Consider the following 22,195-nt stretch of genomic DNA (forward strand, 5'->3'; position numbering starts at 1 on the left):
ACTTAAAACCCGGCATGTGGGGAGTTCTTTGAGGATGTGGCACTCGATAATGAGCAATCGCCGGGGCATTTAGTAAGGGTCACCACCAAACGATGAGCATTAACCCCTTTCAATGCACTTTTAATACGAGCAATTTTAAAATCCCTTACAGAAGAAAACGTTTGACCGTCAATAATATAAACATATTTAATAAGCCAAACGTTACCCACTCTATCACGACTTACTACCCGATTTTCCCCGTCAGAAACCACTTTCGATATTAACGTGTAGTCGCTAGGTATGATGGTATTTAAGTAGAATGATGCTTTGTTATCTAATTCTTCGGCATTGAAATAAAAGACACGCTTTTGCTCGTTATTAACATCACCGGTAACGCTACAGACCAATGAGTAATTGTTTACGGACAAATTGATATGGCTTCGGGCATCAAACTCAGTCTCACAATTTTCAGTTAGAGCGACACTATTTTGAATAGACATTTGCGCTGCATATGATGAAAAGCAAAGCGTCATTACTGTTGCTATCACTACTGTAGCAGTCAGTGGTGAATTTTTTGCTGCTGCCTCAGATGATACCTCGGTAGCGGGATTGATTGAGCGCATTTTTTCGTCTGCCTGTTCTAACTTCCCCCCCAGATAAAACTGAATTAATGCCACTGGAACATAGATATACCAACCAAAATTGTTATGGTCAGTCATTAGAGAGCTTTCCATATTGGTATAGTCTCCAATAAGAATAAGGAAAACTATCCTTAGCCAGTTGGTAACTAGGGCACCTACGACTGCAAACAATATGAAGATAAAAGCGCTTTTAAATGTTCTAAGGTAAAGAAATACGTAAAGTGAACTTATCGCAAGCGATACGATGATATACCGCAAACCACTACACCCCCTTGCGATTTCAAATACACCTGCAGGTATAGTGACAAATTCATTTTCTACAAAAACGGGAATATCTGTAAATGACATGATAAAAGTCACCATAAATACAGAAAGCTCTTGAAAAAAGCCGGCGAATGCCCCCCAAAAGGGATAGATGAAAATTAAGTACGAGAGTGGAAATATGAGCGACCAACTCAATCTAAAAATTTGTAAACTCAAAAGAATAAGCAGTGAAAGGGACAATGACCAATACAGCAAGCTAATTTGAGACCAGACACTTATCCAGAATAAACCACCAATAACAATACCTGCAGCTAACCATCCATAATTAATTTTTGTTCTAAAAATCAACTTTTGTTGTTCAGCTGCAGTGTATATCAGATATAAAATAATAACGGGTATTAAGTAAGCGTGAGAGTACGTGCCGTCGTCAAAACCGTTGTCCCACAATGTTTTCATAACAGGATAGTTTAATAAAGCCCAACCCAATATGACCGTAGCCATTGTAACAAACGCAATTAGGCCATTCCTTGCTAGCATACTCTTAATCCCTATTCGAATATTTGAAGGCTATCTGCCTTTTCCAAATAACACCACTTCAACAGTTCTGATAAGTATAAGAATATCTAATAGTAGACTCTGATGCTTAACGTAATACAGGTCGAACTTAAGCTTTTCCATTGAGTCTTCAACACTTGCTCCATAGGGATAATTGAGTTGAGCCCACCCTGCTAATCCGGGCTTTACATTGTGTCGCTGATTATAATAGGGAACTTCTTTCACTAACTGCTCAACAAACTGAGGTCTTTCTGGGCGAGGTCCAATGAAAGACATTTCACCTTTGAAAACGTTTAGCAGCTGAGGTAATTCATCAATCCGGTACTTTCTAATGAAATGCCCAATTCGCGTTACCCGGTCGTCATTTTTACTTGCCCATTTAGCACCGTCTTTTTCGGCATCAGGTCGCATGCTTCGAAACTTCAGTATTTTGAATAACTGCCCATTTAAACCAACTCGCTCTTGTGCATAAAACACCGACACCCCTGTGCGTCGACCGTCATCAAGATAGATAATGAGTGCAGTAGTGAGCATGATTGGCCATACAAATATGAACACAAAGAACGCTAGTAAAGCGTTGAGGCTGTAGTCCAGCGCATCTCTAAGGTAATTTTGGCTCTGGAAACCGTTTGAGTAGATAACCCAACTTGGATACATCAAGTTTACTACAATTTGCCCCGTCTCTCGTTCCATAAAGTCGAGTAATTCGGTAACCTCAATACCACGTAGGCGGCATTCAAAAAGGACTTCAACGGGCAAGGTGCCGCGACGTTGATCACACGCAATGACAATTTCTTCAATATCATTGTCGTTTATAAACTGCTGAAAGTTCTCATCCACTTTTATGTGAACGATTTTTTCTCTGCGAATACCGTCTTCTCGGTTGTCACCTGGAATAGGCACAAACCCAACCATTTCGAATCCGATCCTATCGACATCGCGACGCATCCGCTTTTCAATAATTGATGCTCTTTCACCCGCTCCTAACACTACTATACGAACTTTACCTAAACCTAAAAGCCCTAGGCGGTTAGTAAAGTAGCGAAAAATGACCAGTGTGATGATAATTGAAAATACAGCTGCCGGTAGGAAATAAGCATCCATCACAAGATTATCGAACAACGCCCTACTGACGATTTCAACAAGAAAGTAACTCAACCCTACACTGACAAATATACGTCTAATTATCCCGCGGAAAGTTTCCCTAAGTTTTGCTTCATACAAACCCACCGACAGTGAGCAAAGAAGAATAGAAACGGTAAGTAAACCTACGTTAATGATCAGCTTTTCCACTGGAACTTTTGAAACAAGCCCAACTTGCGTGAGGATAAAGTACGTAATGTATCCCATATAAGCTATAAGTAACGCTTCTGTCACTACAAGAATATTAGAGCGCTTATTTTGATTTCGCTTATTTACTGCCACCCCTGGCCCCTTAATACTACGAACTAATCCCCATCATAGAGGGATTTATTCTAATAGACTAGAATTGTTATTGGCATTATAGTGAGATTTGCCGTAGGGTAAACACCGAAAGCTACAATTTAACCATAATGAGTGTAGGATGATCTCTTATGTTTCGTTTTAAAAACATGCATTTAAGCTTTGCATTTTTACTAGTATTAATACTTGCTGGGTGCTCGAATACTTCAACTCTCCCCCAAGCTACCACCAGAGCATCGCTAACAACCGATGTTAATGAATATCAATACCTAATCGGCCCTGGCGACTCGCTAACTATTTTTGTTTGGCGAAACCCTGAAGTATCCGGTCAGTTTATTGTTAGACCTGATGGGAAAGTAACTACGTCACTGGTCGAAGATATCGATGTAGCAGGGCGAACTCCCTCCATGCTTGCTCGCGAAATTGAAGAACAGTTATCAATTTATATTAATAACCCTCGCGTAACCGTGAGCGTTAATAACTTTTCGGGCCCGCTAAGCGAACAAGTAAGAGTTATTGGTGAAGCCACTAACCCAAGTGCGGTCAGTTACACTGAGCACATGACGTTGCTAGATTTGATGATAGCTGTCGGTGGGTTAACTGAGTTTGCCGACGGTAACAACGCAAAATTAGTACGTGTAATCAATGGTCAGCAATCCACTTTTTCTCTAAGTATTGACGACTTGATTCGAAGCGGCGACATTAAACAAAATGTAGACATTCTCCCAGGCGATATAATCATTATTCCAGAAGCTTGGTTTTAGTTCTAAGTAGTAAACGGAACATTTAAATGCAGGATTTACAACAAACCTTACTCCAATTTTTAGATTTGCTAAAAGGGATTTGGATTAAGAAACGTCATGTCATTATTATGTCATGGATAATTTGCCCAATTGGCTTCTTTATGGTTGCCAACTTACCCGATCAATACACCTCTACAGCAAAAGTCTACGTAGATACCCGTTCGGTTCTTCAACCACTTCTTAAAGGGCTAGCTATTCAGTCTGACCCAGATCAAGAAGTCAAAATGATGGCCAGAACGTTACTAAGTAGAACTAACGTTGAAACCATAGCCCGAGAGAGTGATTTAGATATCACGACAAATTCAGAGCGAGAATTCGAAGATTTAGTAACCCAATTATCTTCATCGATTGATTTACGTTCAGCTGGCAGAGACAACATCTATAACATCTCATTTGCTAATGCTAACGCGATTACGGCGCAGCGGGTGGTGCAAGAAACGTTAGACCTTTTTGTAGAAGGGTCGTTAGGAAACAACCGCCGCGATACTGATACTGCAGGACGTTTTTTAGAAGAACAAATTGCTGAATATGAAAGCCGACTAGGTGAATCTGAGCAACGACTTGCCCAATTTAAACGTCAGTACAACAATATTCTTCCCCTCTCGGGCACGTATTATAGCAGCCTGCAGGGACTCAATGCGGAACTAGAATTAACTCGTTTGAGCATAAAACAGACTAAACAACAGGTTGACTCCCTGAAATCGCAGATAAAGAAAACATCTGCAAAGGATAGCTTTGCTGTTTCTAGTCAAGAAAACACCGGCTTAAAGACTCGGTATGACGACCGAATCAGAAAACTGGAGGAAGAATTAGACCGCCTTCAACTTAGGTTCACCGATAAGCACCCTGATGTAGTTGAATCTCAATTGCTGTTATCTAGTTTAGAGAAGTCACGCCAACGAGAAATTGATGCATTCCTTGCAAGTGTTGACGAAGAAGACCAATTACCTCTTAACGAACTAACTCAGGAAATCCGGCTTGAAATGAGTAAACTTCAAAGTGAAGTGGCTTCATTAGAGGTAAAAGAGACAGATTTACAGAATAAAATTGCCGAGCTTGAGTCTAAGGTTGATTTAATTCCACAGATTGAAGCCGAGTCTTCAGCGCTTAATAGAGACTATGGGATAACAAAGAAGAAATACGAAGAATTATTGTCACGACGCGAAGCCGCAGGGCTTTCAAGACGGGCAGAAGTTTCTGCTGAAGAACTTCAGTTTCGTATCATAGAACCGCCTCTTGCAGCTAGTTCTCCGTCAGGCCCTAATAGACTCATTTTGTACACCGCAGTATTACTTGCTGGTTTTGGCTCTGGAGTAGGCGTAGCGTTTCTAGTGAGTCAACTTTCTCCGATATTAATTAGACCTAAACAATTAAACAGCCTCTCCGATTACCCAATTTGGGGAACGGTCAGTCATTTAAATATTGTGAACATTCAGAAAAAGAACAAATTTAGATTGTTAATCTTCGCTTTGTCCTGCGGGATGATTCTGCTGCAATATGGTATATTAGTTGCCGCTGAGGTGATGAATATTAATATAATCGAGAGGTTTTTCTAATGTCTAATACAATTGAAAAAGCATTGTTAAAACAAAAACAGAAAAACGCTTTGGCAAACAACTCGAATGAGAAAAGCGCAAGCAATAACATAATCGAGCCTCAACTTGAAGCTACTGAAGTTGCTAAGCCAGAGACTAGATCTCCAAAAAGTGGTTTTAAAATTAACCTTCAGAGGTTAAGCGATAATGGTCATATCTCTCTATCTGGTGAACGTAGGCAAATTAACGAAGAGTACCGGGAAATTAAGCGAAAACTACTCGCTAACGCGTTTGGCCCACTCGCTAAAACCCTTCATAACCCTAATATAATAATGGTTACAAGCAGTCGCCCTTCTGAAGGTAAAACATTCACTGCGACAAATCTCGCCCTGAGTATTGCAGCAGAACAAGATAAAACGGTTCTGTTAGTAGATGCGGACGTACTTAAACCTAATGTACTTAATACTTTAGGTTTGGAGAGGCGAAAAGGGTTAATGGAGTATCTTATCGGTGAAGTCGACGATATTTCTGAGGTACTCTATTCTACTAACATCGATAAGTTAAAAATTATTCCTGCTGGTCGATCGCATCATCTTTCTACTGAGATGCTTGCTAGTCATAAAATGCATGAAACAGTAGATGAATTTGCAAACCGATACCCTGACCGAATCGTTATTTTCGACACGCCTCCTCTTATCGGTATTAATGAAAGCGCTATTTTAGCTAATTTCGCAGGTCAGGCAGTTGTTGTTGTAGAGGAAGGTAAAGCGAAACTTAACGACGTTAAAATGTCTGTTGAACGATTGAACTCAGATATGGCAATTGGATTTGTGGTTAACAAGTCAGTGCACTATGACACCGATGGAAGCGGATATTATGGATATTACTACTCTGAGCGCAAAGACTAAATCTTGTAACATCGTGCTCAGAAATATATCAAGAAAAACATATTTGGCGTTTAGTCTCGGTGCTCTATCGCCTTGTGTTTACGCTGATTTCGATATTACTGGCTCTGCGCAAGGTAAGAGTATTTTTCAAGAGGTGGAAAGGCAAGATGAAGATTCGCTTTCTCTGACCACCTTTTCTGTCATTCCTCAAATCAATGCAACTTATCAATCTCGTACTTTTAATGGCTTATGGTCAGGCACATTGACGCATTTAGAACGAGACAATGACGATATCGGCCAAACGCAAGACTACGCTGAATATAGTTACTCCGCACAATGGGCGCCTATCGGAAGAACGTTAGTTTTCCAAGCGGCTGGCGCACTGAATTATCGAAATGGAGACTCAAGTAGCTTTTTAGTTTCTGATTTTCTCACCAATTCTAATAGCTTAGCGAAAACTCGAAATAACACACTTTCATCGTCGCTTCTTATCGAAAACAACAATTGGATAAATGCTCAAGGTAGTGCATCATATTCAGATGTTGCCTCTGAATCCACGTCTGCAAACGATACTCCTCTTGACAATGACTCATACCAATTATACGGCTCACTAACCAATGGGGAATATGCTAGATATTTAATTTGGGAAGTAACAGGCTCTTACCAAAATACGGCTAGCAATCAATCTTCACGTGGTGATTTCATAACGCGCTCCGCTGATGCTTTTACCGACTTTCGTGTTCTAAAGAATTGGGCAATCCGGTTAACTGCTTCTCATGAAGCTAATCAGATTTCAGATAGAACAGATACTAATAGTATTACGCGTGAATTTAACTCCTACGGTGCAGGACTGACGTATCGTCAAGCTGAAAATAGGTATATTGCGCTCACACTGAACAAAAGTGATTCAGATACCATTGAAGATGATAACGAAACCTTTATTGGGGTAGATTTGCTATGGGCGTTAAGTTCACGTACTGAAATTGGGGGAAGTTATGGGCGTCGATTTTACGGAGACTCAGCCTCCGCTAATATGAGCTATAACTCAAAACATTTTAGATCTTCGCTTTCGTATAGTGAGGATGTTACAAATACATCTCGCTTGCTATCAAATCCCGAGAATTTAGGTGTGTTTGTCTGCCCTGTAGGCGCAGCATCCATTGCAAGTTGTTTTCAACCAGCGAGCCTGAGTTATTCACCTTCTGCTGATGAGCAATTCGTTGAATTAAATTCCCAAAATTTGGATTTCGACGACCGAATAATTCTCCAAAAGCGCACCAACGTTCAAATGGGCTATGATTTTTCAAGAGTAAACCTAGGTGTTTCTTGGCTCTATTCTGAAAACGATTATTTAGACGAAGACAGACTTCAGCGTACGCTTTCAATGACGACCACACTGTCTTATAAGTTAGGTTCATATACCAATTTAAACACGTCATTAAGCTTTGCCAGAATTGATGGACAGTCTGAAGACAACACTTATGACGGCAGCAGTGACAACTTAAATGCCACTTTGGGGCTAGATAGAAGTTTTGGGAAACACTTGGTAACAAGCTTGGACGTTAGCTACTTGGATAAGAGCGGAGATTTGTCGTTTGGTGGTGGGCTTTACGGCAGCGATTACACCGATAGGCGGATAACCCTTTCGGTCACCTACACCTATCAGTAATATGGAGCCTCAGTAAAAATGGGGCCAATAAATTAGTTTTTTTGCTACTCACTCTTATCCGTACTCTTCAGCCTTACGTACGTTTTAAACTTTTTCTTCATTAGTTTATCTACATACTGCGTCATTTTAACTTTATGCGATATTGCGTCGTCTAACGCATCTACCAATTCCGCCAACATATCAAGATAGTATTTGCTATCTCGTATGATATTACCGCCTGGTGTCATAATAGTATGGTTTTCGAAGTGCTCTGCAACGTCATGGGCTTGAGAATTTGATTGGCCCACTCCACTCTCAGGCTCAAACATTTCTGCTCTAACTTCGTCTATCACTTCATTTACTGCGTCTTCATCAAAGATCTTAAGCTCTTCTAAAAAGCCAAAAAGCATGATGCGATCCATCAGCGTATTTATTTTACGGGGTACACCACGAGTAAATTGATAAATTCGCTCATATGCCCCTTCTGAAAATAAATCTTCGCCGTTCCAGCCAGCATGATGTAAGCGATATTCAATATACTCTTTGCACTCATCTAATGTGAGCGGCGCTAAGTGACATGAAGCCACAATACGCTGTCTGAACTGCTCCATATTGGGCGCTCGTAGAATAGGCTGCAGCTCTTCTTGCCCTAATAAAAAGCTTTGTATTAACGGCTTACCATTAAGCTGAAAGTTAGACAGCATGCGCAGCTCTTCAATAGACTCTAACGGTAAGTTCTGCGCTTCATCAACAAGCAGTAATGCGCGGCGACCTTGGGTGCTTAGGTCGTATAAGAACACCTCAAGCATCTTTAAGATTTCAGCTTTGCTTCTTCCGTCAGTGTTAATATCAAACTTTGACGCCACCATTTTAACCAGCTCATCAGGAGACAGTTTAGGGGTGACTATTTGGGCTGCAAAAATATCGTCTTGAATTTCAGCCAGCAAACTATTCGCGACGGTGGTTTTCCCCGTACCAATATCACCTGTGATAACAATAAACCCTTCCGCCTGCGACAACCCATACTGAAGGTACGACATGGCGCGTTTGTGCCACTTACTGGCAAAAAAGAAGCCTGGGTCTGGTGTTAACTGAAAAGGTTTAGCGTTAAGTCCATAGTAACTTTCGTACATGCTGATATCCGTTTGAAAAACTGCTCACATTGCTAGCTCACCGATTAACGGGTGCGGCTAGCGAACGACTACATTTTACATTTACTGAAACAAAAATTGAGGTAACGACGAAAATGCTAGGTTAACTTGTTTCGTGTTATACGCTCAATGATCCCGGTGGTAGAAACGCCATCTTCAAACGTTAACACTTGAACCTCGCCGCCGTTGGCAATCACTTCTTTGCCGCCAGCGATTTCATCAATTTGATAATCACCACCTTTCACCAATATATCTGGCAATAACGAGGCAATTAATCGCTGTGGCGTATCTTCAGTGAAGGGCACTACCCAATCAACCGCACTTAAGCCAGCTAGTACTGCCATACGGCGATTAGTGTTGTTCACAGGCCTTCCAGGGCCTTTAAGTTTCGTCACCGATGCATCGGTGTTTACTGCCACAATAAGCCGGTCACCTAACTGCGCGGCTTCTTCTAAATAAGCCACATGGCCAGAATGAAGAATATCGAAACAGCCGTTAGTCATTACAATACGTTCGCCGCGGGCTTTTGCTGCAGCCATCGCCATCTCAAGCTGACCTTCGGTCATCACACCGCCATCGAGATGTACAGATTGTTCACCTAAGGCTAGCGCTAACTCGGTATTGGTAACGGTAGACGTACCTAATTTCCCAACCACCACACTGGCGGCTAAATTAGCTAACACGCAGGCGGCCTGTAGAGGCAACTTGCTTGCTAACGCTACCGCTAATGTCGATACCACTGTGTCGCCAGCGCCAGTCACATCGTACACTTCTTTCGCTTTTGCAGGTAAGTGAAACTCTGCGTTGTCTCCCTCAAACAAGGTCATTCCTTGCTCAGAACGGGTTAGCAGTAGCGCATCCAAATTAAGCTCAGTTTTAACCTGCTGTGCATTTGATACTAATGATTTCTCGGTAGTAGACTCACCTACCACATGGTTTAGTTCTTCCATGTTCGGTGTGATAAGCGTAGCGTTAGCGTACTTTTTAAAGTCACTGCCTTTAGGGTCGACAATAACGCGCTTACCTTTTGCTTTAGCTGCTTGGATTAGCGCTTGGGGGTTGCTTAAGCACCCTTTGGCGTAGTCAGATAATATAACAATATCAACATCATCAAGGGCGCCATCGAACGCGCTTTCTAGTTCAGATTTATCTGAATCAGCAAAGCTCTTTTCAAAATCTAACCGAAGCAATTGCTGATTACGGCTCATCACCCGAAGTTTGGTTATTGTGTCTTGACCTTCAACGGCGAAAAACTGGCAGTCGATATCAAAGGACTCTAAACGCTCACGTAGAAGTTTGGCATTTTCATCGTTACCGCACATACCGAGTAAGGTGACTTTAGCGCCAAGGGTAGCGACGTTCACAGCCACGTTTGCCGCGCCGCCTGGGCGGTCTTCAGAAGACTGCACATTCACTACAGGAACAGGCGCTTCAGGGGAAATACGACCTGTGCCACCGCTCCAATAGCGGTCTAACATTAGGTCACCTACAATAAGCACTTTCGCTTTACTAAAATCTGGTAAAATCATTGATGAGACAACTTTATCGATGTATTTCAAATTGCCAATGAGTATAACAGCCAACAACGTGAATACCCACCAGCAGCCGTCAACTTGGTACCTTTATCTTATCGAAAATAAACTGGGTCAATTGTATACGGGCATTACGACTTCGCCGGAACGAAGAATATCCCAGCATCGAGGTGAAATTGTTGGTGGCGCGCGGGCTTTGAAAGGAAAAGGCCCACTTCAATTTAGGGCCATTTTCTTAATTGGAGATAGGTCGACAGCCTCGAAAGTTGAATACAAGGTAAAGCAACTTTCTAAAGAGAAAAAACGGGCTATCGTCAAACAGAAGGTTTTGCCTGAAAGCCTATGTATCGCCCTATGCGACAACAGCCGGTACATTTGCCCTTCTAATTATCAGTAGTATTTAGTTTGGTCATAGCTGTCAACGTTACGCTGACAGCTTGAAAATTGCTTTAACCGCCCAGTACACCATTTATCACCATGGCAGTACCAATGCTTAACGTAAAGCCAAGTGAAGCTACGCCAACATTATGTTGCTGGTCGACTTCTTGTCTAAAGTTCATACCAAACATGATCACTTTTTTATTAATAAGCACTAATATATGCAATGCGATAGCTAACGCTACACTTACCACTAACCAGCCAGTTACGTTACTTACATAACCTGAAGGGTTATAAATTAGTAAGTTTTTCGCTGCTGAAACAATCATAGCAGTGCCTAGTAAATTGCCCGAGTGTTCTATGGCTAACGCCAACTGACCTTTTCGAAGCGCGCCTTGAAAGGAGTCGTTTTGGTTATCTTTTGCATAGCGTACTTCTAAAATACGGGTCATCACCAGTAACATGGTAAGTACGACAGAGAATCCTGTCACGATGGCAATAATGGCATTCATGTCACTACCATCTACCCATACCATAATATTCTTAAGCACGATGGCACTGGCCACTAAGCTTGCAGCATCTACCAGTGCAACACTTACACTGCGCTCTGAAATCATGGCGTGGGTATCTACGCGGTTGAGTACTAACTTGTCATGAGCAAAACGACCAAACTTCACTAGCAGAATACCAACAATACCGAATGTCACCATACCTGTAGCGGCTTCACTGTAACCTTGGCCGATATGACGACCTACTACCGAACTAAGTACGATACAAAGCGACAACATGCCACCGGCTATACTAATACCAAAAGCAAAATTATCTTTAATACCAAGCTCTTCGGTCACTGAGTTCTTTCTCATAAGCCCAGTCACCCACTTCATAACCACCAACAGTGCTAGGGCGATACTTACATCGATGGCAAGGTAAATCCATAAGTCAGAACCTAGCGGCACGAGTTTAATTAAAGCATCCACGTAATATTACTCCTTTTACCTAAACACAACCTTAGGGTGGTTACGCCCCAAAAACTGTGACAGACTCTTTTTATCTCAATGTTTTGAAATATTTATTATTGTCGAAGCCAGTATTATGCCAACAGACAACACAATTACCATGAGCAATGCACAACAAGCTAACGAAACCTGGGAAAAGCTTTCAGATAATGAGCACTTTAATAGTGACTTAGCCCATTATCAAAATGATCTCACTACCCTATTCGGCCAATCGCTATTTTTTGCAGAGACTTGCCTTCAGCACCCTGAGTGGGTTGGCGCTATGCTGGTTGAATCGATTCCTGACGAGCCCCAAAGCTTTTACAATCATGCTGTTACGCAAAAGCTGGAAAATGTTAAATCCGAAGACGAGCTGCTTAGCGCACTTCGCCAATCCCGCCATTTTCATATGGCTGCTATCACCGCGCGTGACGGACTTAACAAACAGACTATTACACAATCGTTAACGCAGGTTTCGGCGTTAGCTGATGTATTAATTACATCCGCTTACCAATGGCTTTACACTATGCTGAGTGACAAACATGGTGTGCCTTGTGGTGAAAATGGCTCTATTCACATGTACATTTTGGGCATGGGGAAATTAGGCGGCCGCGAACTTAACTTTTCATCAGATATCGATTTGATTTTTGCCTACCCCGAAAAAGGCATGACAAATGGTGAAAAGAAACCTATTGAAAATCAGCAATTTTTTACCCGCTTAGCGCAAAAATTGATACAAGCGCTCAACAAGGTTACTCCGGATGGTCAAGTCTATCGTGTAGACATGAGACTGCGGCCATTCGGTGAGTCGGGGCCTTTGGTGATGCACTTCGACGCCATGGAAGATTATTACCAAGAACAAGGCCGTCACTGGGAACGTTTTGCAATGGTGAAAGCGCGGGTGATTAATAATGATGATTCTACTGATGTAGCTTCGCTAAACGGCATACTTAAGCCCTTTACCTTCAGGCGCTACCTAGACTTCACCACTATTGATGCGCTTAGAAGCATGAAGCACCTTATTGCTACGGAAATTAGACGTAGGCGTTTGAGCAATAACATTAAGCTTGGTGCGGGCGGTATTCGCGAGGTTGAATTTTTCGCACAAAGCTTTCAGCTTATTCATGGTGGTAGAGAGCTTGAGCTACAAAGTAAGTCGCTACTTACTACCCTTGATAAGCTTGCCGAATTTGAAGTTGTAGAGTCTGATGTGACTGAACAACTACGGGCAGACTATTTATTTCTTCGTAAAATTGAGCACACGCTTCAGCAATGCCAAGACCGACAAACTCAAACATTGCCTGATAGTGAGTGGGAGAAAAACGCATTAATTGCCGTGCTTGGTTTCAGTTCATATGATGAATTTATGGCAAAACTGCAAAACACTATGTCTAGAATACATGGGCACTTCAATGAATTAGTTGAAGAAGCACAAGATACTCATACTAGCGAAGATACCTTATTTGACGCATGCCGCGATGCTTGGCAACTTTCCCTCGACAAAGAAGAGTTTAGCACCACGCTAACCCCTTTTATTAGCGTAGACGAAGCGCAAGGTATTTGTACCCAGTTACAAGATTTTAAAACCAATCAGCGCGGATATCGAATGGGTCAAAAAGGCGAAGACACGCTGAATAAACTCATCCCGGAAATATTGTATGTGCTGATTAAATTCGACCCCAGTAAAGCAAATAATGTACTAAAACGAATCTTCGGCGTGATAGATGCGATCACCGGCAGGACAACCTATTTAGATTTATTACTGGAAAACCCCAATGTTCTGCAACAGTTGGTAAAACTGTGCGACAGGAGTGAGTGGATAGCGAATGAAATTAAGCGCTTCCCGTTGCTATTAGATGAACTACTCACCCCACTCTATTTACAGCAGCAAAATTCAGATATTACCACCAGCAAATACGAATATGCGCAAGAGCTGCGGCAAACCATGCTACGGGTTGAACATGACGATGTGGAGCTTGCTATGGACACGTGGCGACAGTTTAAGCTTTGTCAGCAGCTGCGCATTGCAGCCAGTGATATCAGTGGCTCGCTACCCATTGCGAATGTAAGCGATAAACTTACCGTATTAGCGGAAGTCTTGCTTGAGCAAGTTATTGAAGCGGCGTGGCACCAAATTTCAGCGCGCTTTGGCGTGCCCAGTCATTTGAACGATGGCGAGCTGGGCTTTGCAGTTATTGGCTATGGCAAACTGGGTGGCTACGAGCTTGGTTATGGCTCTGATCTTGACCTTGTGTTTTTGCACAATGCGCCTCGTCAGTCCTCTACCAATGGGGCTAAGTCTATTGAAGCCCAGCAGTTTTACATCAAACTTGCTCAGCGAATTATGCACTTACTGAATACCAAAACTTTGTTTGGTCAGTTGTATGAAACAGACTTACGCTTGCGGCCATCTGGTAACGCGGGCCTACTTTGTTGTCACATTGATGGATTTGAGCGCTATCAACAAGAAGAGGCGTGGACATGGGAGCATCAAGCGCTAGTGAGAGCCCGCGGTATTTGTGGTGATATATCGCTGCTTAGTGCGTTTAATAGTGTGCGTCACAACATTCTGTCTATTCAGAGAGACCAAACTACGCTATCTACTGAAGTGAGTGAAATGCGCGCAAAAATGCGCAAACATTTACTCTCTACCAGCAATCAAAAAGTCGATTTAAAACAGTGTGTGGGGGGCATAGCAGATATTGAATTTATGACTCAATACTGGGTATTAGCACATGCGAATAAGATTGATAGCTTGACTGAATTTTCAGATAATTTGCGTTTACTAGATGCGACCCATAACGCAGGCATTATTGATGAAAAACAATCTCACGCGCTACAACAAGCTTACCTTGCGCTAAGAGAACAATATCATCACCTGACCCTTGCAGACACTAAGTATGCAGAACAAACCGAGCATTTGAGCCAAATGAGAGAAACAGTAAGTGAATATTGGCAGGCGTTATTTGGCAGTGCTGCTGACAGCTGAACCAATAGTAATGCTAGCATTGATGGCAGTAATGATAATAAAGGTGAGCAGTAGCTCTCCTTTGATTTAACTAATAATCAGCGAACTAGGGTACATCGGGTAGATAAAAACTCTGTCTCTTCAGCGGTCACTACCAAAGAACGTTGCTCAGGGCAAAGATAGGCATTTACCTCCCCTTCGAAACTACTGTCGATAGCGCTAGCAATTTTTGCCAACGACCCAGCTACCGTGTTATCCAACTGAAACTGATGTTTGATTATGAAATCTTGCTCTAAATTCCATATCAGCTGCATGCCTTCCGCTTGCGCAAAAGTAGAGATAGCCTCTCGCAATGTGCTCCCTTCTTTGAAGGTACGGAATTTCTGCTCGCCAGTCCAGCTCGTGTCTACCGTTGTATTCAAGCTAGACATGCTTTCAAGTCTGCTATCGAGTTGGGGGTCAACGCCGCCAGTTTCTATAACAAAATTCCCCTGCTCTTCCTTAACGGGATCGGTGGAAGACATTCTAAATTCGCGGTAAAACTCGCTTAATCCCTTAGCCACTGACTTTTCTTCAGCGGGTTTACCGGCAGGAACGTCATCACTGTTATTTTGTTGCAAATATATCATCACACCCGCAATCACTATCAATACGAATGCCAGCGCTACGTGACGCGCCCAAAATAATGTATTTGAATAAACCTTTTTAGCCATGACTTTATTAATGCTTCCAATAACTTAAACCCAAAGTACAGCTTACCTCGCTTTTACCTTGCGCACAAAAAACGCCCTACATCAGTCATTGTACACCTAACAATATAATAGGTAACTGCTCCGTTAGTACAATGACGGTGTGTCTTTACTGGGTCTGGTTTTGAAACGCTTGTGCATCCATAAGTAGCTTTCAGGCTGTTCTTTAATTGCCTTGTCGATATGCGTGTTCAATTCCGTTAATGCAGCAATATCGTCCATTTCCCCTAAATGGGTCAATGGAGGGTATATTTTGATTTTGTAACCTTTTGCAGTGTACTGAGACGTAATCATCATAGGCACACTGGTAGAACGACGAATAAACATCAATGTGGCTGTGGTGGTCGCGGTTTCAGCAACTCCACCAAAGGGGACGAATACGCTTTGCTTTGGTCCGTAGTCTTGATCGGGAAGGTATAGACACAGTTCTTTGTCTTCCAATGCCATTAACAAGGCCTTTGCATTACGCTTATCAATCATGTACTTATTTGAGCGATTACGACCATGGTACTGTAAATAATCGACCAGCGGATTATTATGCTTTCTATAGAAGGCGATACTAGGGTGGAAGTACCCAATTCCCCTACATGCAAATTCAAGGTTCATGTTGTGCAGTGCCATCCCAAACACACCTTTGCCGCTAGCTATGGCAGCATCAACATGCTCAGCACCTTCAATTTCTATGGCTCTTTTTACTCGCCAATCAGGCCACCACCACCCCATAGCGGTTTCAAACAAGGCCATTCCGGTTCTTCGCACGTTCTCTTTTAATAGCGCTTGCACTTCTGACTCTGACAACGACGGGTTCCAAAGTTCAAGGTTTCGCTTTGCCACGCGAACGCGCTTAGGAACAATTTTCGCAATCAGTTTACCTGCACCACCGCCAATAAATCGTATGACAGGAAGAGGGAGCCAAGTGATGATGTAAAGAAGAAATACTCCTAGCCATACAGGCCAAAATTTTGGAGTAAGAAAAGACAGTTTGAATTTAGGAGCCTTAATTGCCGCAGCCAACGCACTCTATTCCTAACAAATTAAGAGGAGCGCTATTGTAGCAGACCAGATTAAAGTCGAAAGTGCGTTGGTGGAATAATTCGACACTACTGCCGTAGGATTTTGTTTTCAATGTCCCATCCATTGATTTACCAATCTCGATAAAGTGAAATTTTTAAAGAAGGTTGCCCTCCTCAATCAGCCTATTTAGTTAGCGCCGTACTCTTTATCAATCTGTTTCAGCTTTTTCTCAAAAGTATGAAAGTGGTCGTTAGTTTCATAATCAAAGTGATATTGATTATGGAAGCCAAATTGCAATTTGCAGTTTTTATCTTCGATAAATAACGTGTAGCCATCTAGGTCGGTGTACGCAACAATGCCATTTAGGTGGTATTGATCTTCTTTCTTATCACCGTTGGTTCGGATTTTTTCAAACACCTGTAATAGAAATTTACTGTCTAATTCGTTTTTCATAAATGGCTCCTTAGTTTTTGACTAGCCACTCTTTTTACGCTGAATGATAGCGTTTGGATTACACCGCTATTTTTGTATGTATTTAGTCGCCCTACCCTTTTGGCGATTAAAAATTGTAGCGAAAGCCCAAAGACACTAAATGCGTTGAAAGGTTGTCTTCGCCACCTAGATAAATGTATTCAAGTCGCACCATAGATTTTAGACCAACATAATAATCAAATCCAAGGCCAGCAATACCTGCAACCACACCCTCATCAAATGAGCATGCATCACCAGAAAACTCTGAATTGCCACAGTAGCGGGTACTTGCAATATCAACGTTAGCAACCCCTAATTTATAATACAGTTCCCCATACTGACTGTTTGCTTTTCCGAGCACTGCAAGGTAAAGCGCGTCACCCGAAAGCTTGGTGTCATTGTCACTATCGTTAGTTAAATTAAGGTACCCCACTTCTGCATACCACTGCCTATGAATTTGGCGCCCGAAAGCAACACTATAAGTTAGCCCGCTATTCTCGACATTTGTGAACTCAAAATCACTATACCCCACTGAAGCAATACCGTAGTTGGTAGAAGCACTGTGTGCGTTAAATATAAAAAAAAGCGCTATAAAACCAACAACAAACTGCTTCATTAAAACCTCATGTTAGAACCACAAAAGAATAACCCTATTATTAAATAGCTAGGGTTACGAGTGTAAATGTTAAATTTAAATCAGAAATAACGCCTTGTACTAAAAAAAGTACTCAAGGGTAAATTGAAGATGATCATCTCTTCTTAGGAAATAAAAAGTATCGTCAGTATCATCACTTGAAAAGAAATAACCATCCAGTTTCCATCGCCAATGGGGTGAAATACGACTGGACGCTTCAATAAATGCACTAGAGGTACTCGATTCATCTAAATCTTGAACGTACCCCATTAACACTTCTGTTCCGTCAATGTCGTTGAATATAAACCGCAAGCCCACCATAAGGTCGTTTTGACCTAAAGCAAAAAAATTATCTTTGCGCTCATCAAACTGATATTCACTTAATACGCCAAGGCCATATTGCGTGTCGAAGATACCTTGTGTGGTGTACTCGAAACCTGTGACTACCGCAGCAAAATCTTCCGACTGCCCTTCTCGATATATCGACTCAAATTTAAGTAACCATGCCCCATAAACATTCAGTAAATCAACGCCTACTTGATTGATTTGTGCGTAATAGGGAAGAATTTCTGGCTGACCTTCATCATTCACGATGGTAACAAGTTCTGGCTCTCGGCTTGTACCTGAAAAGTAAGATAGCCCCACTTCCCAATCACTGATACTTGCTTGCCATCTCAGCGCATAATCAACATGGCTTTGCTCACCATCTGACTCGTACAAGGCTTCTCCTACAGCAAGAGGTGGTCGAAGACGGCCATCAGTACTTTCGAAGGTACGCTCTCTAAAATAGGGCAACACAAATACTGAAAACGTGCCGAAATCACTAAAGTAGGAAGCGTTAACCATTGGCTGCCCAAGCTTATCTTCACCATCTACCGCTTCAATTGCATCGGTTTGATTAACGATGTCGACAAGGTGAATAGACTCGGTTTGCCCCCAGAATACTTTCCCAATTCCTACTTTGGTTTCCCATGTGTCTGCCACATGCATCCACTGCAGTTCCCGAACGTCGAAATGAGTTCTTTCCTCGTCGTGTTGGTCAGCCCTGAAAAAGGGCTTAAACAGCAAACTGTCTTCTCCATCATTCCACTCGGTATAGGTTTCGGGGCTGAAAAAGACAGAACCGTAAGTTCGTTCTTGCGGCTCGTACAATGCGTCTTGCATAAAGTAGCGCAACTCTCCACCCGCGGAGCCTGTCACTTCCGTATTGGCCAATAAAGAAAATGAAGCCGTAATACTTGATACCAATAAAGCAATAGATTTAATCACGAATTACCGGGCTCTTTTTAAACTGTTCTTATCAAAATCTGATTCTGACAAGTCGGTATCAAATATTAAGCTTTCTGTAATTAGCGATGTAGACTTACGTGTTTGTACGTTCGTCATTTCACTACGTATCGGTCGCCAGTACTTCTTTTTATAAAGCTCGTAATCTTTTAGCTCAAGTACCTTAAGTAGGGCCCCTTTCTTATCGTAAAATTCAACTTTGTGTACACGGTAGTGAGACTTATCAATCCATACTTTTTGTAACGTGTAACCCGAATAGTCATATTGAGGAGTTTGCTCTAAAATAAAGCACGCTTCACCATTGATCGTCTCGTCACCTACATAGGTGTAAGAAAATTTTTCTACTTCGAACGATGTCATGTCTTCAAAAGCAAATTCACTGCCGACAAAAGGCCCACTTTTATTTTTTGACGCTATACGCTTTACCCGTTTTAAAGCAGGAAGAAATATCCACTGCTCATCAGCATCAAAAACATGGGAGAAACTCAAGAATGCGGTTCCTTTTACATCCCGAGGGGATTGGAAAACCGTTAGTGCTTTATCACCGTCATCGGTCAACTCCATCGATTTCACGTTGAGTTTGCGTGTTGCCTCTTGGCCTTGCGCATTACGCAGGACCATTAAAATTTCGGCCTCTGAGTTATTCCACCCGCGATCTCTCGCTTTTCGCTCCTGCGCTATTTCTAGTCCTTTTGCGCTAGGCTCACTCTCGGCGGCAACGCTATTCAATGCACTGATAGATATGAACGACGCCAGTAAAACAAGGCTAATGTATCTCACTATTCTTCTCCGGTAACGGGGTTTCATCTTTGTCCAACCACATTAATAACGCGGGTAGGAAAATAAGGTCAACGGCCAAAGCCGCGACGATAATAATAATGGTTAAAATGCCCATGTGCGCGTTAAGCATGAAGCTTGAAGACGCTAGTACACCAAAACCTACTGTCAGCACTATTGTGGTAGTGGTCAGTGCCATTCCAACCGTATTAAATGCATAAAGCACACTTTCTTTGACCGATTTACGTGTCAGCCTCGCCGACTGATACTTCGACAAGAAGTGCACTGTATCGTCAACGATAATGCCCATGGTCATACTGATGACCACCGACAGCGCCATATTAATTTGGCCTGAGATTAACCCCCAAACGCCAAAGCCAATAGCGGCGGGTAGCAAATTAGTAAACAAGCTTACCAACCCGAGTCGCCACGAACGTAACGCGAAAAAAATCAAAACAGAAATAAGGACTAAGGCATAAATAGAGCCCTTTACCATACTTTCCATATTTCGATCGCCAATATGCGCGAACATTAAAGGCGGACTGGCTGCTTCCAGGCGGTTGTCGCTGCCAAGGCTTTTAAAATATGCTTTAGCATCAGACTCTAATGCGGTTAAATCTTTACTGCCTAAATTATCAATAACGGCGATAATTCTCATTGCTGATTTATCAATGTCTAACTGATTACTTAAGTCTAGACCAAATGGCAGCGACATTTCGTACAACAATACATACTGCGAAGCCAACTCTCCATCTTCTGGTAAACGATAATAGGCATCGTCATCACCATGCATATTTTTATTTAAGCGTTTTAATGTATCGGCAAAGGACAGCACATGATGAACTTCTTCTTTATCACGAAGCCATTTAGTCAGTAATTCTACTCGTGCCAAAAAGTCAGGCTCCGTGGCACCATAAGAGGAATCCGAATAAATAACGAAGTCGATGTTAGACATACCACCAAGCTTCTCTTCATTTATCTCTACCGCTTGGCCAAACGTACTTCTATCGTCGAAGTACTTCACCGCAACATCATTTAATTCGTTATTGGTAGCAAAGACACTGATCCCCACAATCACTAATGCACAGATAGGTAACAATGCTCGGTAATTCGACGTGACTTTATTTCCCAGTCGCTCGAAGACTTTGTTACTTTTTGTCGCCTTCACTTTCAATGGCTTTAATAGTAATAAAGCTGGCAGGAACCAAAGTGATAATACACAGGCGAGCATTACCCCAAATGCGGTCATGTTACCTAAATCAGACAAGACGGGGACCGCAGAAAAGTTCAGCATTAAAAAGCCAATAGCTGTGGTAACACTGGTAATAATAATAGGCTTGGTATTAATTCTTAAGCTTTCACTTATCGCATTAGCGTTGGTGAGGCCACGACCAAGAAAGTACTGCACCCCCACAATGATGTGGATACAGTCAGCCACTGCCAGTGTCGTTATCATAGTCGGTGCATTTACCGTAGCGGTACTAAGAAACATGCCCAGCCAGCCAGATACCCCAATGGAAGTGGCGATAGATACAATAACCACTAATAATGTAGCGAGAGCTGCAAACACCGAACGAACAATCACGCCTATCATCACAATGATAAGGAAAAACATAAGTGGAATGAGCGTACTGGCATCTTGCTGCGCAGCCACCGCGAAGGCATCGTTCATTACAACCATTCCGGTAAGATAGATAGTGTGACCGGGGTATTTTTCCTCTAACTGCTGTTTTAGCGCCGTTGCAGCAGTAGCGATTTCGATCACCTCTTTCGTTTGGTCGCCGTCGGGCAATTGAATGGTAGTGTTCACTACCAACACATCTCCAGGGTATGATACTAACCTTCCAGTTAGTTCAGGGGTACTATCTAGTACATCCTTAATATCAGTTATTTCAGAATTCGAGAGCGAACCCGTAGTAATTAAGTCCTCTACAATAAGATCGTCATCTTCGGCGTAGGTGTATTGGAAGTTAGATATGGATTCCACGCGGGTAGAAAGAGGGAGTTGCCATGCAGCTTCTGTAAGCTCAACAACTAAAGATAAGGTAGACGGTTTGAACACATTATCGTCGTCTGGCACCACCATAAAAGCGACATTTTCGCTCTTATTAAATATGTTCTGCATTTCTTCAAAGGCAAGACGCTGCGGATTATCAGGCTCAAAGAATACTTTGTAGTCGCCTCGAAAGTATAAATTTTTTGCGCCGACTACTGCCACTAACATCGCAACAATAACCACACAGATAGTTAACTTTGGTGAAGCAAACCACCTTGATGAGTTCGATGATGTATCTTGCATTACTACTTCCTGTAACTCGCTCTGTTATCGAAAGTTTACCTGTAAATGGTTAATAAACATAACTCAGTTACCAGAATATTTTCGGAAGCCGCCTCACATTTTTTACATAAGCTCGCCTTTATCATTTCCAGCGCTATCGTAATCACTTCATTTTATTAAATTTTACATTCTTGAAACTATTTATG

Annotated in this window: 18 protein-coding genes; 6 read left to right on the forward strand and 12 right to left on the reverse strand. The window is 42.2% G+C overall.

Features of this window, described 5'->3' with window-relative positions; all coding sequences use genetic code 11:
- Window positions 1-2 precede the first annotated feature (2 nt).
- Window positions 3-1,421 (reverse strand): exosortase, encoded by a 1,419-nt coding sequence (gene xrt / locus ALT761_RS14235; RefSeq protein ID WP_129739626.1) that lies wholly within the window; start codon window positions 1,419-1,421, stop codon window positions 3-5.
- A gap of 30 nt (window positions 1,422-1,451) precedes the next feature.
- Entirely contained in the window at window positions 1,452-2,864 is a 1,413-nt protein-coding gene (locus ALT761_RS14240; RefSeq protein WP_129739628.1) for a TIGR03013 family XrtA/PEP-CTERM system glycosyltransferase, read from the reverse strand.
- A 149-nt stretch (window positions 2,865-3,013) separates the two neighbouring features.
- Here ALT761_RS14240 and ALT761_RS14245 point away from each other — a divergent pair, with 149 nt between their 5' ends.
- The 4 genes from ALT761_RS14245 to ALT761_RS14260 are packed head-to-tail and all read left to right on the forward strand — an operon-like array spanning window position 3,014 to window position 7,776.
- Window positions 3,014-3,646: an XrtA/PEP-CTERM system exopolysaccharide export protein gene (locus ALT761_RS14245; RefSeq protein ID WP_129739630.1), complete on the forward strand. Its 633-nt coding sequence runs from the start codon at window positions 3,014-3,016 to the stop codon at window positions 3,644-3,646.
- A gap of 26 nt (window positions 3,647-3,672) precedes the next feature.
- On the forward strand, window positions 3,673-5,241 hold the full coding sequence (locus tag ALT761_RS14250; protein WP_129739632.1) for an XrtA system polysaccharide chain length determinant: 1,569 nt from the start codon (window positions 3,673-3,675) through the stop codon (window positions 5,239-5,241).
- Window positions 5,241-6,128 carry an XrtA-associated tyrosine autokinase gene (locus ALT761_RS14255; protein WP_129739634.1) on the forward strand — a complete coding sequence of 296 codons (888 nt, stop codon included), beginning with the start codon at window positions 5,241-5,243 and terminating at the stop codon, window positions 6,126-6,128. Before ALT761_RS14250 ends, ALT761_RS14255 begins: the two co-directional genes overlap by 1 nt.
- A gap of 43 nt (window positions 6,129-6,171) precedes the next feature.
- Entirely contained in the window at window positions 6,172-7,776 is a 1,605-nt protein-coding gene (locus ALT761_RS14260) for a TIGR03016 family PEP-CTERM system-associated outer membrane protein (RefSeq protein ID WP_232043462.1), read from the forward strand.
- Between the two features lie 44 nt (window positions 7,777-7,820).
- Here ALT761_RS14260 and ALT761_RS14265 read toward each other — a convergent pair whose 3' ends face one another.
- Together ALT761_RS14265 and hldE are read right to left on the reverse strand one after the other, a co-directional pair.
- Window positions 7,821-8,888, reverse strand: coding sequence for an XrtA/PEP-CTERM system-associated ATPase (locus tag ALT761_RS14265; RefSeq protein ID WP_129739638.1), 1,068 nt, complete (start codon window positions 8,886-8,888; stop codon window positions 7,821-7,823).
- 116 nt (window positions 8,889-9,004) lie between these two features.
- Window positions 9,005-10,435, reverse strand: a complete 1,431-nt coding sequence (gene hldE / locus ALT761_RS14270) for a bifunctional D-glycero-beta-D-manno-heptose-7-phosphate kinase/D-glycero-beta-D-manno-heptose 1-phosphate adenylyltransferase HldE (protein ID WP_129739640.1) — start codon at window positions 10,433-10,435, stop codon at window positions 9,005-9,007.
- A 37-nt stretch (window positions 10,436-10,472) separates the two neighbouring features.
- Here hldE and ALT761_RS14275 point away from each other — a divergent pair, with 37 nt between their 5' ends.
- On the forward strand, window positions 10,473-10,835 hold the full coding sequence (locus ALT761_RS14275; RefSeq protein ID WP_232043463.1) for a GIY-YIG nuclease family protein: 363 nt from the start codon (window positions 10,473-10,475) through the stop codon (window positions 10,833-10,835).
- A 52-nt stretch (window positions 10,836-10,887) separates the two neighbouring features.
- Here the strand turns inward: ALT761_RS14275 and ALT761_RS14280 are convergent, their stop codons facing one another.
- On the reverse strand, window positions 10,888-11,793 hold the full coding sequence (locus ALT761_RS14280; protein WP_013783198.1) for a DUF350 domain-containing protein: 906 nt from the start codon (window positions 11,791-11,793) through the stop codon (window positions 10,888-10,890).
- A gap of 115 nt (window positions 11,794-11,908) precedes the next feature.
- Between ALT761_RS14280 and glnE the strand changes: the two genes are divergently transcribed.
- Complete coding sequence (gene glnE / locus ALT761_RS14285) at window positions 11,909-14,800, forward strand: bifunctional [glutamate--ammonia ligase]-adenylyl-L-tyrosine phosphorylase/[glutamate--ammonia-ligase] adenylyltransferase (RefSeq protein WP_129739644.1); 2,892 nt, start codon at window positions 11,909-11,911, stop codon at window positions 14,798-14,800.
- Between the two features lie 77 nt (window positions 14,801-14,877).
- On the opposite strand, the gene ALT761_RS14290 is transcribed toward glnE, so the two are convergent.
- The 7 genes from ALT761_RS14290 to ALT761_RS14320 form a co-directional block, all read right to left on the reverse strand.
- Window positions 14,878-15,492: a TcpQ domain-containing protein gene (locus ALT761_RS14290; RefSeq protein WP_129739646.1), complete on the reverse strand. Its 615-nt coding sequence runs from the start codon at window positions 15,490-15,492 to the stop codon at window positions 14,878-14,880.
- Window positions 15,493-15,615: 123 nt separating this feature from the next.
- Window positions 15,616-16,542 (reverse strand): LpxL/LpxP family Kdo(2)-lipid IV(A) lauroyl/palmitoleoyl acyltransferase, encoded by a 927-nt coding sequence (lpxL, locus tag ALT761_RS14295; protein WP_129739648.1) that lies wholly within the window; start codon window positions 16,540-16,542, stop codon window positions 15,616-15,618.
- A gap of 186 nt (window positions 16,543-16,728) precedes the next feature.
- The gene (locus tag ALT761_RS14300) at window positions 16,729-16,995 is read right to left on the reverse strand and encodes a DUF3081 family protein (RefSeq protein ID WP_013783194.1); all 267 of its coding nucleotides are present in this window, start codon (window positions 16,993-16,995) and stop codon (window positions 16,729-16,731) included.
- A gap of 106 nt (window positions 16,996-17,101) precedes the next feature.
- Window positions 17,102-17,629 carry a hypothetical protein gene (locus ALT761_RS14305; RefSeq protein ID WP_126871645.1) on the reverse strand — a complete coding sequence of 176 codons (528 nt, stop codon included), beginning with the start codon at window positions 17,627-17,629 and terminating at the stop codon, window positions 17,102-17,104.
- A 99-nt stretch (window positions 17,630-17,728) separates the two neighbouring features.
- Window positions 17,729-18,916, reverse strand: a complete 1,188-nt coding sequence (locus ALT761_RS14310) for a hypothetical protein (RefSeq protein WP_129739650.1) — start codon at window positions 18,914-18,916, stop codon at window positions 17,729-17,731.
- A gap of 3 nt (window positions 18,917-18,919) precedes the next feature.
- Window positions 18,920-19,714 (reverse strand): outer membrane lipoprotein-sorting protein, encoded by a 795-nt coding sequence (locus tag ALT761_RS14315; protein WP_197724981.1) that lies wholly within the window; start codon window positions 19,712-19,714, stop codon window positions 18,920-18,922.
- Window positions 19,701-22,010, reverse strand: coding sequence for an efflux RND transporter permease subunit (locus ALT761_RS14320; protein ID WP_129739654.1), 2,310 nt, complete (start codon window positions 22,008-22,010; stop codon window positions 19,701-19,703). Before ALT761_RS14320 ends, ALT761_RS14315 begins: the two co-directional genes overlap by 14 nt.
- Between the last annotated feature and the right edge of the window lie 185 nt (window positions 22,011-22,195).

This window comes from Alteromonas sp. 76-1 (assembly GCF_900654235.1).
Lineage (GTDB): Bacteria > Pseudomonadota > Gammaproteobacteria > Enterobacterales > Alteromonadaceae > Alteromonas > Alteromonas naphthalenivorans.